The following is a 15,309-nucleotide window of genomic DNA, read 5'->3' on the forward strand; positions in this document are numbered from 1 at the left end:
AGGCTTAAACACCAAAAAAGTACAATAATCACACTTAATTTTTTTGTAAAACAGAAAACCAGAAGAGGGAGAACGGAAAAATGAGACTAGAAGCATCATTATCTAGAATGGAATTATGAGGTGATGATAAAACGTTCTCTCCTCGTTTATGTTTATACAATTTTAAAATCATCATGCAACTGCGCCCAATGTAATGATAATTTTTCTTTATGCTCATCAAGCATTGGAAGCTGTTGTAATAATGAAGGCCATTGCGTTCTTGCTGTTATAACAACATCAAGTAAATGAGGCTTAATAGCGACCCAAGGTAAATCGGCTTTTTCAGCCCAACGCTCAAAATGCCCCATTGATATATCAAACCAGTGCTTTGTTCCGGCCATATTCAAAGCTAGTTTATCCTCTTTGATATAGGGTTCTGTAAATACAACATCATATAAAGGTGATAACTGAGGTGAAATGCGATTGTGATAGATTAATGTCCAGTTTTTTAAATGAGCATCACCATTACCCAATAAAATATTAATGAGTAATCTTCTAGCCATTTGCTGAATATCTTTTAAACGTTCCGAGCTTGTTTCATAAATAACTTTGCCTATTTGCTCATAATTAATTTTTTGATATTTATCTGACGGAAATAACCCGAATACTTGAGCAAAATCTTCTGTATGAATACGCCCTTCTCCACTACGGTCAAAACGTTTAATGCCATAGGCATATGGCTCATTTGGTAATTGAATATCAGGTAAGTTTTTTAACTGATTTAATTCAATAAGCCTTATTTCAGGGATATCAGCACCGACACTTTCCGCTAATTTCATACAAGTATATTCATTAACAGGAACACCTTTATGAATGGTAGGCGGTGTTTTTATAATCCACATATCTTGTAAAGTATCTTCATCAATATGGTATCGACCTTTAATGAAAGATGAAGAGAATTTAACCTGTACTCCCGCTAATGAAAATTTTTTATCAACATGTTTAATATCGATTTGTAGAGGTTCTGTCGATAAACGATGCTCAAGTGCCCAATCAGGCACACCACCTGCTTTTATAGGAGTTACTAAAATGGCTCCTGGTAAATTTGCACCTAAATAAGCAAGAATAGCAAACTCATTATCAACGTGGCATTTTAATGCATTCGCGGTGTATTCCCTTAATACACCTTCAGGTAACAAATTAGATAGTACAGGCGAGATTTTTTGTGTTCGAATTTGAGGCTTATTTAAATAATCAGGATCAGATAGCTGCCTTAATGTGAAAGTCGGTCGAGTTTCTTTTGGCATCCTGACAAAATGGGGATTAAATGTCAGTATATTTTTACATAATGAGCAATAACCGCAACATCAATTCCATACAGCTGAATCTTAAGACCTTCCACTTTCTCTATCTGCTTATTCATACCTTATTCCTTTGTTTTAAACCAAAAGTCGAGATCATCCTCATCATCTTTCAAATCAATTTCGCTTTTATTCGCTATTGCAGTACTTGCAATCATAGGGTTTACATGAGAATTTTTAGTTCTGATTGATAACTCTAAATCTAGTCCTTCTAATACTCTTAGTAAGGTTGATAGTTTTAAATCACTTCCTGATTCTATACGTTGGTATTGCTGCTGTTTCATACCGATACGTAAATACATATCTTTTTGTTCAATACCTAATTTTTTACGTTGCTCTGTAATTAAATTAGCAATTTCATTAATAGTTTTCATGATTAGCTCTAAACCATTTTAGTGATTACATTGGCAATGTATACAACACTCTAGTTGTATGACAACCAAAAAACAACTCATAAATTGTATGTAGCAAAAAAAACAATTTTAAAGTTGTATTTAAGGCAATAAACAATACTTAAGTTGTAAATAAAAAGAGTGGGATACAAAGGGGAAATAAAGGCGTGATTAAGAGAAAACTTATGCGGTGGCAAATTTCCCACCGCATTCGTCTGATAGTACAACTAGTACCACATACTCTAAATAATTTAAGTTACAGATAGGCGACTAGTTGAACGCAGTCAACCCTGTAACTTAAAGTATGACGAGTATAAACTCAGGGCGCTAAACGCGCCCTAAGAATTATGTTATCAGAATAACGAATTAGTCTTTGCTACGGTAAGCACGACGACGATCGTTTTCTGACAGATAACGCTTACGCAGACGAATAGACTGCGGAGTTACTTCAACTAACTCATCGTCATCAATAAATTCTAATGCTTGTTCTAATGTTTGTTTCAGGTGTGGAGTCAGCGTTGTCGCCTCATCTGTACCAGAAGCACGCATGTTAGTCAGCTTTTTACCCGTTAAACAGTTTACTGTTAAGTCATTAGAGCGAGTATGAATACCAATCACTTGGCCTTCGTAAACTTCTGCACCATGAGTCACAAATAATTTACCGCGGTCTTGTAAGCTATACAGTGCGTAAGCAACGGCTTTACCTTGGCCATTAGAGATCATAACACCGTTATTACGGCGACCGATTTCACCTGGACGAACATCATCATAGTGACTGAATGTTGCATACAGTAAACCAGTACCTGATGTCATGGTCATAAATTCAGTACGGAAACCAATCAGACCACGGCTAGGGATAATGTAGTCTAAACGTACACGTCCTTTACCATCTGGTTGCATATCACGCATTTCGCCTTTACGTTCACCCATCGCTTGCATCACATCACCTTGGTGCTGTTCTTCAATATCGATAGTGACTTGTTCGAAAGGCTCTTGTTTACGGCCGTCAATATCACGGAAGATAACTTTAGGACGAGATACACCTAATTCGTAACCTTCACGACGCATATTTTCGATCAGAACTGACAGGTGAAGCTCACCACGACCTGATACACGGAATGCATCTGGATCTTCAGTTTCTTCTACACGTAATGCTACGTTATGGACTAACTCTTTTTTCAGACGATCTAAAATCTGACGAGAAGTCACAAACTTACCTTCACGACCACAGAAAGGTGAAGTATTAACACAGAAATACATGCTAACAGTTGGTTCATCAACGGCTAATGCAGGTAATGCTTCAACAGCACCTGTTTCGCAGATCGTATCAGAAATATTCAGTTCGCCTAAACCTGTGATTGCGATGATATCGCCAGCTTCTGCGACTTCAACTTCAATACGTTCTAAGCCTAAGTGACCTAACACTTTACCGACTTTACCGTTACGAGTTTTACCTTCACTATCGATGATAGTCACTTGCTGGTTAGGTTTAACCTTACCACGCTTAATACGACCGATACCGATAACACCTAGGTAGTTGTTGTAGTCCAACTGAGAAATTTGCATCTGGAATGTGCCGTCCAGATCAACTTTTGGTGGCTCTACATATTTGACAATAGCTTCATATAACGGAGTCATATCTTCAGCCATGTCATTGTAATCTGTTCCCGCAATACCGTTTAATGCAGATGCATAGATAATTGGGAAATCAAGTTGTTCGTCAGTTGCGCCTAAGTTTACGAACAGGTCAAATACCTGATCAACAACCCAGTCTGGACGCGCACCAGGGCGGTCAACTTTATTGATAACAACAATTGGTTTTAAGTTGTTAGCAAACGCTTTTTGTGTCACAAAACGAGTTTGTGGCATTGGGCCATCCATCGCGTCAACCAGCAATAGAACACTGTCTACCATAGACATAACGCGTTCTACCTCACCACCGAAGTCGGCGTGTCCTGGGGTATCTACGATATTGATACGATAGTCATTCCATTTAATCGCTGTATTTTTCGCAAGAATAGTAATTCCGCGCTCTCTTTCGAGATCATTTGAGTCCATCACGCGCTCAGCAACGGTTTCACGTTCGCCGAACGTACCAGATTGCTGTAGTAATTTATCGACGATAGTTGTTTTACCATGGTCAACGTGGGCGATGATGGCGATATTACGCAAGTTTTCGATCACAAAATTTGCCTCAGGCATTGTAGAAATAAGCGCAGTATTGTACACGCTTTAGACGAGAGACTAAACAAGATCACAATAATGATTGCTTAACAATATGCAATTAATTGAATTGTGATCCTTTTCACGCCTCAGAATTTAGTAGTATCCGTTCGCTTGCACCAAAACAGTGCAATTAATTAGGCTTAATTTGCACCAACTTTGTGCAATAATTAAAAAATCACAGGAGATATTCTACACTAAACTTCATCAATACAGTATATATCCCTTTTTAGATAAGTTGGCATGCTTTTCGCAATAGAATTTAGGTGAGCAAAAAATTCACCGAAAAAATGTGTAAGGCCACTGCACTCAATAAAACCATTCGCCAGGAGAGTTCCTATGTCCCTTGAACATGTATTATCCATGATTGAAGAACATAAAGTTAGATATATTGACTTACGTTTCACTGATACCCGCGGTAAAGAACAACATCTTACTATTCCGGCTCATCAGGTTAACGATGATTTCTTTGAAGAAGGAAAAATGTTCGATGGCTCTTCTATTGGTGGCTGGAAAGGCATTAACGAATCAGATATGGTGCTGATGCCAGATGCAACAACCGCAATGCTTGATCCATTTTTCCAAGATCCAACCCTGATTATTCGTTGTGACGTTTTAGAACCAGGCACAATGCAAGGTTATGATCGCGACCCACGCTCTATCTCAAAACGTGCTGAAGACTATTTAAAATCAAGTGGTATCGCAGACACAGTACTGTTTGGACCTGAGCCAGAGTTCTTCCTATTTGATGATATTCGTTTCAAAAACGATATTTCTGGCGCATCTTACGCTATCAACGATATTGAAGCGGCATGGAACACCAATACCAAATATGAAGACGGCAACAAAGGTCACCGCCCGATGGTTAAAGGTGGTTACTTCCCATTGCCACCCGTCGATTCATCACAAGATATTCGTTCTACTATGTGTAACATCATGGAAGAAATGGGCTTAGTCGTTGAAGCTCATCACCATGAAGTCGCAACTGCGGGTCAAAATGAAGTGGCTACTCGCTTTAATACCATGACCAAAAAAGCAGATGAAACCCAAATTTATAAATACGTGGTACAAAACGTAGCTCACGTATTTGGCAAAACAGCGACCTTTATGCCAAAACCATTAGTGGGTGATAACGGCTCAGGTATGCACTGCCATATGTCACTGTCTAAAAACGGTGTAAACCTATTTGCAGGTGACAAATACGGCGGATTATCTGAAATGGCGCTGTATTACATCGGCGGTATTATCAAACACGCTCGTGCGCTAAATGCATTTACTAACCCAACGACTAACTCTTACAAACGTTTAGTCCCAGGTTTTGAAGCACCTGTAATGCTTGCTTACTCTGCACGTAACCGCTCAGCGTCAATTCGTATTCCTGTGGTTGCCAGCATGAAAGCGCGCCGTATAGAAGTCCGTTTCCCAGATCCTTTAGCAAACCCTTATTTAGCGTTTGCGGCTCAGTTAATGGCTGGTCTTGATGGCATTATCAATAAAATTCACCCAGGTGATGCTATGGATAAAAACCTCTATGACTTACCGCCAGAAGAAGCAAAAGAGATCCCAACTGTCGCAGGTTCATTAGAAGAAGCATTAAATACATTAAATGCAGATCGTGAATTCTTAACCCGCGGTGGTGTATTTACTGATGATGCTATTGATGCTTATTTAGAATTATTACGTGCTGATGTTCAACGTGTACGTATGGCTCCGCATCCTCTTGAATTTGAAATGTATTACAGCGCTTAAGACCTTTTATTGATAAAAACTTAAGCCTAGATGTAAAACTGTTTTTTTGCCGTGAAGCTATTTTGCCCATCTTCGGATGGGCACTTTTCTCCCCTTTAAGGAGTCAGTCTTTTCACTTACGCATTGGTTCATTAATGTAATAAAGGTAAGATGCACTAAAATGGTGCAACGGGGTATTGAATATGGAAACGGCAGACTTACCTGACAACACATTAATTTTAGACTCATTGATACACTCTGTATTGGTTATCAACAAAGAGTTTATTATTTGCTACGCAAATCATTCTGCGTTACAGGTTTTAGCACAAAGCCGTCGAAAATTATTTGAAACGCCTTTCACTGCCCTTTTCAGCTATTACTCTTTTGATGCTGATTTAATGCGTGAAACATTAGCGAATGGACAAAGCTTTACCGACAATGAAGTGATATTGGTTGTAAATAACCAATCACACACAATGTCGCTCAGTGCCCAACCTATTTCCGAGCAACACATTTTGCTGGAGCTGGCGCCTATGGATAGTCAACGCCGGTTAAGCCAAGAGCAGATACAACAAGCACAGCAAATGGCAGCGAGGGAATTGGTTAGGGGGCTGGCACATGAAATTAAAAATCCGTTGGGAGGATTACGGGGCGCGGCTCAATTGCTAGCAAAATCCTTACCTGATCCAGCTTTAACGGAATATACACAAGTCATTATTGAACAAGCTGATCGCCTACGTGTGCTGGTAGACAGATTACTCGGTCCCCAACATCCAGGGACAAAAATACATCAGAGTATTCACCATGTTGTTGAGCGTGTTGCTCAGCTTATTTCGCTCGAATGCCCTGAAAATGTCACCTTACTAAAAGACTACGATCCCAGCTTACCTGAGTTATCACATTACCCAGATCAAATAGAACAAGTACTCCTAAATATTACACGCAACGCCTTACAAGCCGTCGAAAAAACAGGGGGAACGATTATTTTGCGTACCCGTACGGCTTTTCAAATCACACTTCATGGCGAACGTCACCGCCTTGCTGCGCGTATAGATGTGATTGATACCGGTGATGGCATTCCTCCTCATCTACAAGATACGCTTTTTTACCCCATGGTTAGTGGTAGAGAAGGTGGTAATGGATTAGGGCTCTCTATTGCGCGTAATTTAGTGGATCAACATGCAGGTAAAATTGAATTTACCAGTTGGCCCGGAAATACTGAATTTTCTATTTATTTACCAATTAAGTAGGAGATAACCAATGCAAAAAGGAAATGTATGGGTTGTTGATGATGACAGCTCCATTCGCTGGGTACTTGAACGTGCCATTTCTCGTGAAGGTATGTCTTGTAAAGCCTTTGAACATGCGAATGATGTGCTTAATGCACTCAATACAGAACAACCTGATGTATTGTTATCAGACATTCGTATGCCTGATATCGACGGTTTATCTCTTTTAAAAATAATTAAAGAACAATATCCAACTCTGCCCGTTATTATTATGACGGCACATTCTGATCTCGACGCTGCCGTTAATGCCTATCAACAAGGGGCATTTGATTACTTACCAAAACCGTTCGATATCGACGAAACATTGGCATTAATTGACCGCGCCATTACTCATTATCGCGAACAAAAACAACCGAATACCGATGAAACATTGCTACAATCAGTTACAGATATGATTGGTGAAGCACCTGCAATGCAAGAGGTTTACCGTATTATTGGTCGGCTTTCTCGCTCCTCAATTAGTGTACTTATTAATGGAGAATCGGGTACAGGCAAAGAGTTAGTGGCACATGCATTACATCGCCACAGTCCAAGAGCGTCCTCTCCTTTTATCGCGCTAAATATGGCGGCAATTCCTAAAGACTTGATTGAATCAGAGCTTTTTGGTCACGAAAAAGGGGCATTTACAGGCGCCTCTCAAGTACGCCAAGGTCGATTTGAACAAGCAAATGGCGGTTCACTGTTTCTTGATGAAATTGGTGATATGCCTCTTGATATTCAAACACGTTTACTGCGAGTCCTTGCTGAAGGGCAATTTTATCGAGTAGGCGGTTATGCCCCAGTAAAAGTCGATGTACGTATTATTGCCGCAACTCATCAAGACTTAGAAAGGCGAGTTCAAGCCGGTGATTTTCGTGAAGATCTCTATCATCGCCTCAATGTCATACGCATTCAGTTACCACCATTACGCGATAGAACCGAAGATATTCCTAGCTTAGCACGCTATTTTCTGCAAAAAACAGCAAAAGAATTGGGTGTCGAAGCCAAAGTTCTTCATCAGCAAAGTTTACAAATAATGATGGAATACAACTGGTCAGGTAACGTCAGGCAATTAGAAAATGTGTGTCGCTGGTTAACGGTAATGACGGCAAGCCAAGAGATTATGCCTCAAGATTTACCACAAGAAATTCGCCAACCTGATGAGAAAGCAAAAAATATCAGTCGAATTGCTGCTTCTCAACATTGGTCACAGCATCTTTCATTATGGGCAGATGAAGCATTAGGAGAAGGGAAAGAAAACATCTTAACAGATGCATTACCTCAATTTGAACGTACTCTTTTACTAAGCGCCTTAGCATATACGCAAGGGCATAAACAAGATGCAGCACGATTATTAGGTTGGGGCAGAAATACATTAACCCGTAAATTAAAAGAGTTAGGGATAGAGGAATATTGATCCCCTAACCCTTCATCAATTAAATTACACGCGAGAATTGACGTTGGCGCATTTGATTTCGTAAATACGTATCGAAACACATACAAATATTACGAATAAGCAGGCGCCCTCTTGGTGTTACTTGAATACCATCTTTTGTTATTTCAACTAAACCGTCATTCTTCATTGGCACAAGTAATTCTAAATCTTCTTTAAAATAGTCATGGAAGACAATATTGTGCATTTTTTCAATATCAGAAAAACGCAGACTAAAATTACAAATTAAGGTTTTAATCACATCGCGGCGAATACAATCATCATTAGTCAGAGATAAACCTCGCCATAGTGCATTTCCTTCACTATTAACGCGCGCATAATACTCTTTCAATACTTTTTCATTTTGCGCATAGTTATCACCTAACATACTTATTGCAGAAACTCCCATGCCTAATAAATCACACTCTTCATGAGTGGTATAGCCTTGGAAATTACGGTGTAAAATACCTTTACGCTGAGCAACCGCTAATTCATCATCCGGTTTAGCAAAGTGATCCATACCAATAAACTGATAGCCGTTTGTTGTCAGCGTAGAAATTGTCTCTTGTAATATTTCTAACTTCTCTTCTGCTAAAGGGAGATCTTCATCTTTAATTTTACGCTGAGCCGCGAATAAATTAGGTAAGTGCGCATAATTGAAAACACTCAATCTATCTGGTGATAGTTCAATAACGCGTTTTAATGTAAAGGCAAAACTCTCTTTGGTTTGCTTAGGTAAGCCGTAAATTAAGTCAATGCTGGTGGAGTGAAAACCCACTTCACGCGCACGCTCTACCAATGCAAAAATAAATGCTTCGTCTTGCTCACGATTTACTTTTTGTTGCACTTCTTTATTGAAATCTTGCACCCCCATACTCAGGCGATTAAATCCTTCATAACGTAGATGGTCGATAACATCTAGCTCAATTTCACGAGGATCAATCTCAATAGAGAGTTCTGCATTATCAACAAAATGAAAATGGTGACGTAATAGCGAAACCAATCGACTAATCTGTTGCTTATCCAGAAAAGTAGGTGTACCCCCGCCCCAATGCATTTGAGTCACTTTTCTGTCTTTAAAATAGCGTGCTCTGTTAATAATTTCTTTTTCTAAAACATCAAGATATTCATCTGCTTTATGTTTATGGCGCGTAATAATTTTATTACAGCCGCAGAAATAGCACAGCTTATGGCAGAAAGGAATATGAACATAAAGCGATAAAGGGCGCTCATGATAGCGTTGAGTCGCTTTGATAAAATCATCATCGCCATATTGCTGATTAAACTCTAATGCTGTTGGGTATGATGTATAGCGAGGACCTGAATAGTTATACTTATGGATCAGGTCAAGATCCCAAATAATTGTTTGTTCTGACATGCCTCTACCTTCCAAAAGTGAACCGCTGATATCTCATACCAGCAAACAGACATTATGAATATCTGAAAGAATAGTGTAACCAATAAATCGGGAACTGAATATGATCGAAAGAGGTATCGAATAAATCCCTATCTTCTTATTGATAGGCAATAACACTCAAATATATGACGTGATGCAAATCACATTATGTAAAAATAGTCTTATCCATTAAAGATATTCATAAATAAATTAAGTTTATTCAATATGTTAGTGGTTTTAATTCATCGTGAAATATCAGAGGAGAACTTTTACGCCGAGTTTAAAACGATATATTACTCAAAATACGATTTAAATTAATTAAATATCTCGTTATATTAGTTTTATTATTCTTTTATTCCCTCTTAATTCGATGATTATAATAATAGTAACAATTATATCTTTACCTAAATTATAATATTACATATCCTAGAGACAAACATTGATTAATATCCAACTAGGTCGTGTTTTGATTTAAATTTGAGGACTATTTAAAGAATAAAGGTCGCTATATTACAAGGAAAGATAGCATCCCCCATACCTTATCTTATTCTCTTTGACGTTTCTCTTATTTAATCAGTCTCTTTTATATACCCGAATTATGGATTATTAACCACGGAAGGAAACGGACTGGCAACCAAGGATGGTTTATCCTTTCAATGACAACTCCTCTTTTTTATTTACTCTCTATTTCATACTTATTCTGTGATAAATATAGGTAGTATTACCCAACATCAAATAAGAATAATTATTATTTCGCAAATAAAATAAGGCTCTGCTTATTTTAAATTAATTAAACAGAGCCTTTTCATTCTTATGCTTATTTTATTGCATTTGCTTATTCTGCTTCTTTACCATAACTAGGAGAGCGAGGACCATATAGAATACCGTTCGCATTTCCTGCTGAAAGTAAACGTACACTTGTTATACCTGCAATTTGGTAGCTTTTGTCTGATACTGTATTCACAATTTGATTCACAACAGCTGAGACCAACATCCCTACTAAACTACCTGATGAACCGTCTGTTTCCGTACTTGATGCCGTTGCAGAACTACTCCACAACACACCACCATTACGAAGGTCAACAAGCTTAGCAGTAACGGTAACTCGCGTATCACTAGAAATAATTTGATATGTCGTTCCGAACTCTGTGATATCTAAGTATAAAACAGCATCAGCACCAAAGATTTCACGTAGTTTATTAGGACTTACTGCATGAATATCCCCAGCCATGGATAAACCATTTTGCTTAAATGTCTCTTCAACGACAGCAACAGGGAAAACATAATATCCCGCTTCTGCCAAAGGATATGTTACTTGAGATAAGAAACTGTGCCCCGCTCCAACTTCCGTTGTATGGTTTTGAGGTACTAATACAAGAATACTTTTTGGCTTACTCTGTTTAAAGGCAGTGTAATCTGTTTTGATAGGTTGGGCGCAACCCGTTAATACCAACGCAAAAGCCAAGCATATTAAAGCGAATAAGCGACTCATTTTTGCATTCCTTTGTTTTTCATCAGACGATCCATAAATTCCGCTGATTCAGGGTAAAGTACTTTTTCTTCATTAAATTCGGCCATTGCTAAATCTAATGCACCCGTCGCACCATATAACATCCCTAAATGTGCATGTAATCCTGGCGGAATACCCAATGATTTAGCACGAGAAAGCTCAATACTTTTCTTCAATGCATCAATTTGCGCTTGAGGATCACTTTCACTTTGTTGGTAGTGCTGATATACCACTTGTTGATAACTGTCCCAGTTATAAAGTGGTTTAGGGCCACTTGCACAGCCCGTCAGTAATAAAGCCCCAAAAATAAGGCCTATTAATGATTTAGACATCGTTATATCCTTATAAAAGCGTATTATTTTGAAGGCTGCCAAGCATTGCTCTCAATACCTGCAACTAAGTTATTAACTGCTTCACGAATAGCTAAATCAAGCACTTTACCGTTCAGTGTTGAGTCATAGCTTGCTGTTCCACCAAACCCAATGATTTCACGGTTAGAAAGCTCGTATTCACCCGCACCTTGAGATGAGAACACGACTTCTGATGTATTCACATTCACAACGTTTAAATTCACTTTTGCGTAAGCAACCTGTGTTTTACCGCGACCTAAAATACCGAATAATTGACGATCACCGACTTCTTTACGACCAAATTCTGTCACATCGCCAGTGATCACATAAGTAGCGCCTTTCAATTGTTGGCTTTGCCCTTTAATGCCGGCTTCTTCTTTTAATTCAGATAAATTGGCTCGGTCTAATACATTAAAACGCCCTGTTTGTTGTAAGTGCGTCATTAAAATAGTTTTGGATTGATTTCCTAATCTATCAACTCCATCAGAGAAGATCCCATTCATATAACTAGAACGGTTATCAAACTTACCGATAGAAATCGCGCTTTTTGCACCTGTGTAAGTCGTGTTATAGGTTGCTACTTTAGCCACTTCTAAAGAGCGTGAAGATTCTGATGTACACCCTGCTAGTAATGAAGCAGAAATCATGATCAAACCAAACGATAATTTATTTAAATTCATATTAATAACCCAATAAAGGTGAAATAAACCCATAGATATTCATTCTATTAATTGAAGTGGAGTTGATATAAACGGAAATAATACTTTTCAGTTTTAGCTCAAGGAGTCACCCTTAAAAACCTCAGTAATAATAAGGTTAAAAGGTTATCAACCCTTATTTGATAATATAAAGGCAATCAGCGATGGGGAGAATAGAAGATGGATGATAAAAATAATAACAAATAAATATAGAGATAAAACAGAGAATGCTTTATCTATTATTTTTTCAATATCCCTTAAGTCAGTTTAAAATTAAACCTATAAAAAAATGGAAGAGAATTTATATTACTTTGCTATTTAATTAGTTCTTATAAATATTTTCATCTAAAGAAAACATCTAAATCATATGTAATAAAAAACGCGATATAACCAATATTGATTATATCACGCTCATTATTTTCGTTCTTTTTACTCACTAATGCGATAGCAATAAATGCACTATTAGCGATTAGCGTTTTTTCCCAAAAGCTGCTGCTAAAGCATCACCCATTGCGCTATTTCCTGCATTATTACCATTATTCATTGGCTGACGGTTATTACGAGCTGGTTTTTGCCCTTTGTTATTTCTAACAGAATTCGTGGTATTTGATGATGATGGTTTTTTATCACTATCACCCGCGACTTCATCTAAACGCATAGTCAGTGCGATGCGCTTACGAGCTAAATCAACCTCAAGAACTTTAACTTTAACAATATCTCCAGTTTTCACCACAGTATGTGGATCTTCAATAAATCGATCTGCTAAAGAAGAGATATGAACCAAGCCATCTTGGTGTACACCGATATCAACGAATGCACCGAAATTAGTCACGTTGGTCACAGTCCCTTCAAGGATCATGCCACTAACTAAGTCATTCATCGTTTCGACACCTTCAGCGAAAGTCGCCGTTTTAAACTCTGGACGTGGGTCGCGCCCTGGTTTTGCTAACTCTTTTAAAATATCATTAATCGTTGGCAGACCAAACTGCTCTGTAATAAATGCTCTTGCATCTATTTGTGAAATTAAAGCGCTATTACCCATTAAATCATCAATTTTCTGATGGGTAGATTGCAGAATATTTTCAACAATAGGATACGCTTCAGGGTGAACCGTTGAAGCATCAAGCGGGTTTTTACCATCTCGAATACGTAGGAAACCGGCACATTGTTCAAAGGCTTTCGGCCCTAAACGTGCCACTTTGAGTAACTGTTTTCTATCAACAAAACGACCGTTTTCATCGCGCCAGCTAATAATATTTTGAGCAATAGATTGGCTAAGCCCTGCAACACGCGTTAGTAACGGTACTGATGCTGTATTTAAGTCAACACCAACACCATTCACACAGTCTTCAACGACAGTATCAAGTTTTCTCGCTAATAATGTTTGGCTAACATCATGCTGATATTGACCCACACCAATTGACTTAGGATCAATTTTTACAAGTTCAGCCAGAGGATCTTGTAAGCGACGCGCGATAGAAACCGCACCACGGATAGAAACATCTAAATCAGGGAATTCATTAGCAGCAAGCTCTGACGCTGAATATACCGATGCGCCCGCTTCACTAACAATCACTTTTTGCGCTTTCACTTCTGGATAGCGTTTTACTGTTTCAGCAAAAAATCGCTCTGTTTCACGAGACGCCGTACCATTACCAATCGCCACTAATTCAACATTATGCTTAATACATAACGCAGCTACACTTGCCGCCGCTTTATCCGCTTGTCCTGTATGTGGATAAATTGTATCTGTAGCAATTAATTTGCCGGTGCTATCAACAACTGCAACTTTAACACCTGTACGTAAACCTGGATCAAGCCCCATTGTGGCACGCATGCCAGCAGGCGCTGCCATCAACAAATCATTAAGATTACGTGCAAAAACATTAATTGCTTCTTCTTCCGCTTTTTCGCGTAGTTGGCTCATTAATTCGGTTTCAATATGCATTAAAACTTTTATACGCCAAGTCCAGCTTACGACAGCTTTACGCCAACTATCCGCAGGTTGATTATTTAAACGTAACCCTAAATGCTCTGTAACCAGTTGTTCACCGTAGCTCTCTTTGGGTGCTTCTTCAAATTGCGGATCTGGATTAAGTGATAATTGAAGAATACCTTCGTTACGACCACGAAACATAGCTAATGCGCGGTGAGAGGGAACATTAGCGATAGGCTCATGGTGATCAAAATAATCACTAAACTTCGCCCCTTCAGCTTCTTTACCCTCAATCACTTTGGCAACAAGATGCGCATTTTTCCATAAATATTGGCGAACTTTTGCTAATAATCCCGCATCTTCTGAAAAACGTTCCATCAAAATATAACGTGCGCCATCTAAAGCGGCTTTGGTGTCATCAATACCTTTTTCTGCGTTGATATAAGCGGTTGCCGCTTCTTCTGGATTATTTTGTGGTTCATTCCACAGTAAATCCGCTAAGGGTTCTAATCCATTTTCAATCGCTATCTGACCACGAGTACGGCGCTTAGGCTTATAAGGAAGATAGAGATCTTCCAGTTCTGTTTTACTTTGAGTTTCATTAATTGAAGAGCGCAGTTCTGGTGTCAGTTTTCCTTGTTCTTCAATTGATTTTAAAATTGTTTGGCGGCGATCGTTGAGTTCCCGTAAGTAACTGAGGCGAGTTTCTAATTGACGTAATTGCGTATCATCTAATCCGCCTGTGACCTCTTTACGATAACGGGCAACAAATGGCACCGTATTCCCTTCATCCAGTAACGTTATAGCCGAAAGGACTTGCTGGGGCTTAACAGAGAGCTCATCTGCAATAATTCGGCTTAATGATTCATTCATAAAATATTTACCTACCGAGAGGAATAGTTAAAAAAGATGGCTATTATACACGCAGAGCATTAAAAAAATTTGGCAAATTTCCTATCTAGCTCGACAATTATGAGGAAATTAACAGATTATTTTAACATTCACGCTATAGTACCTTTATGAAATTCAATGTTGA

General features: G+C 38.6%; 11 protein-coding genes. 3 read left to right on the forward strand and 8 right to left on the reverse strand.

Annotation, left to right across the window (positions count from 1 at the left end; all coding sequences use genetic code 11):
* Nucleotides 1-152: 152 nt before the first annotated feature.
* From ABN212_RS10655 to typA, 3 genes are all read right to left on the reverse strand, one after another.
* The gene (locus ABN212_RS10655; protein ID WP_311747435.1) at nucleotides 153-1,286 is read right to left on the reverse strand and encodes a type II toxin-antitoxin system HipA family toxin; all 1,134 of its coding nucleotides are present in this window, start codon (nucleotides 1,284-1,286) and stop codon (nucleotides 153-155) included.
* Between the two features lie 119 nt (nucleotides 1,287-1,405).
* The gene (locus ABN212_RS10660; RefSeq protein WP_196534072.1) at nucleotides 1,406-1,714 is read right to left on the reverse strand and encodes a helix-turn-helix domain-containing protein; all 309 of its coding nucleotides are present in this window, start codon (nucleotides 1,712-1,714) and stop codon (nucleotides 1,406-1,408) included.
* 384 nt (nucleotides 1,715-2,098) lie between these two features.
* Nucleotides 2,099-3,934 carry a ribosome-dependent GTPase TypA gene (gene typA, locus ABN212_RS10665; RefSeq protein ID WP_198620077.1) on the reverse strand — a complete coding sequence of 612 codons (1,836 nt, stop codon included), beginning with the start codon at nucleotides 3,932-3,934 and terminating at the stop codon, nucleotides 2,099-2,101.
* A gap of 360 nt (nucleotides 3,935-4,294) precedes the next feature.
* Here typA and glnA point away from each other — a divergent pair, with 360 nt between their 5' ends.
* The 3 genes from glnA (at nucleotide 4,295) to glnG (ending at nucleotide 8,368) form a co-directional block, all read left to right on the forward strand.
* Entirely contained in the window at nucleotides 4,295-5,704 is a 1,410-nt protein-coding gene (glnA, locus tag ABN212_RS10670) for a glutamate--ammonia ligase (RefSeq protein ID WP_088494326.1), read from the forward strand.
* A 182-nt stretch (nucleotides 5,705-5,886) separates the two neighbouring features.
* The gene (gene glnL, locus ABN212_RS10675; protein ID WP_109373678.1) at nucleotides 5,887-6,933 is read left to right on the forward strand and encodes a nitrogen regulation protein NR(II); all 1,047 of its coding nucleotides are present in this window, start codon (nucleotides 5,887-5,889) and stop codon (nucleotides 6,931-6,933) included.
* A 10-nt stretch (nucleotides 6,934-6,943) separates the two neighbouring features.
* Entirely contained in the window at nucleotides 6,944-8,368 is a 1,425-nt protein-coding gene (gene glnG, locus ABN212_RS10680; RefSeq protein WP_196534075.1) for a nitrogen regulation protein NR(I), read from the forward strand.
* A 19-nt stretch (nucleotides 8,369-8,387) separates the two neighbouring features.
* On the opposite strand, the gene hemN is transcribed toward glnG, so the two are convergent.
* From hemN to ABN212_RS10705, 5 genes are all read right to left on the reverse strand, one after another.
* Entirely contained in the window at nucleotides 8,388-9,761 is a 1,374-nt protein-coding gene (gene hemN / locus ABN212_RS10685) for an oxygen-independent coproporphyrinogen III oxidase (protein WP_198626298.1), read from the reverse strand.
* A gap of 853 nt (nucleotides 9,762-10,614) precedes the next feature.
* Nucleotides 10,615-11,271, reverse strand: coding sequence for a DUF799 domain-containing protein (locus ABN212_RS10690; protein WP_198620081.1), 657 nt, complete (start codon nucleotides 11,269-11,271; stop codon nucleotides 10,615-10,617).
* Nucleotides 11,268-11,621, reverse strand: coding sequence for a DUF4810 domain-containing protein (locus ABN212_RS10695; protein ID WP_198620082.1), 354 nt, complete (start codon nucleotides 11,619-11,621; stop codon nucleotides 11,268-11,270). The genes ABN212_RS10690 and ABN212_RS10695 overlap by 4 nt, the downstream gene beginning before the upstream one ends.
* Nucleotides 11,622-11,644: 23 nt before the next feature.
* A complete protein-coding gene (locus tag ABN212_RS10700) occupies nucleotides 11,645-12,319 on the reverse strand; it encodes a CsgG/HfaB family protein (RefSeq protein ID WP_349443207.1) in 675 nt (224 codons plus the stop codon).
* Nucleotides 12,320-12,806: 487 nt separating this feature from the next.
* Nucleotides 12,807-15,146 carry a Tex family protein gene (locus ABN212_RS10705; RefSeq protein ID WP_198632409.1) on the reverse strand — a complete coding sequence of 780 codons (2,340 nt, stop codon included), beginning with the start codon at nucleotides 15,144-15,146 and terminating at the stop codon, nucleotides 12,807-12,809.
* Nucleotides 15,147-15,309 lie beyond the last annotated feature (163 nt).

It is taken from the genome of Proteus genomosp. 6 (genome assembly GCF_040139785.1).
Lineage (GTDB): Bacteria > Pseudomonadota > Gammaproteobacteria > Enterobacterales > Enterobacteriaceae > Proteus.

What these genes read in the sequence shown, in the direction of transcription:
- ABN212_RS10655 (WP_311747435.1), bottom strand. Translation starts at nt 1,286, where the DNA reads ATGCCAAAAGAAACTCGACCGACTTTCACATTAAGGCAGCTATCTGAT.
- ABN212_RS10660 (WP_196534072.1), bottom strand. Translation starts at nt 1,714, where the DNA reads ATGAAAACTATTAATGAAATTGCTAATTTAATTACAGAGCAACGTAAA.
- typA (WP_198620077.1), bottom strand. Translation starts at nt 3,934, where the DNA reads ATGCCTGAGGCAAATTTTGTGATCGAAAACTTGCGTAATATCGCCATC.
- glnA (WP_088494326.1), top strand. Translation starts at nt 4,295, where the DNA reads ATGTCCCTTGAACATGTATTATCCATGATTGAAGAACATAAAGTTAGA.
- glnL (WP_109373678.1), top strand. Translation starts at nt 5,887, where the DNA reads ATGGAAACGGCAGACTTACCTGACAACACATTAATTTTAGACTCATTG.
- glnG (WP_196534075.1), top strand. Translation starts at nt 6,944, where the DNA reads ATGCAAAAAGGAAATGTATGGGTTGTTGATGATGACAGCTCCATTCGC.
- hemN (WP_198626298.1), bottom strand. Translation starts at nt 9,761, where the DNA reads ATGTCAGAACAAACAATTATTTGGGATCTTGACCTGATCCATAAGTAT.
- ABN212_RS10690 (WP_198620081.1), bottom strand. Translation starts at nt 11,271, where the DNA reads ATGAGTCGCTTATTCGCTTTAATATGCTTGGCTTTTGCGTTGGTATTA.
- ABN212_RS10695 (WP_198620082.1), bottom strand. Translation starts at nt 11,621, where the DNA reads ATGTCTAAATCATTAATAGGCCTTATTTTTGGGGCTTTATTACTGACG.
- ABN212_RS10700 (WP_349443207.1), bottom strand. Translation starts at nt 12,319, where the DNA reads ATGAATTTAAATAAATTATCGTTTGGTTTGATCATGATTTCTGCTTCA.
- ABN212_RS10705 (WP_198632409.1), bottom strand. Translation starts at nt 15,146, where the DNA reads ATGAATGAATCATTAAGCCGAATTATTGCAGATGAGCTCTCTGTTAAG.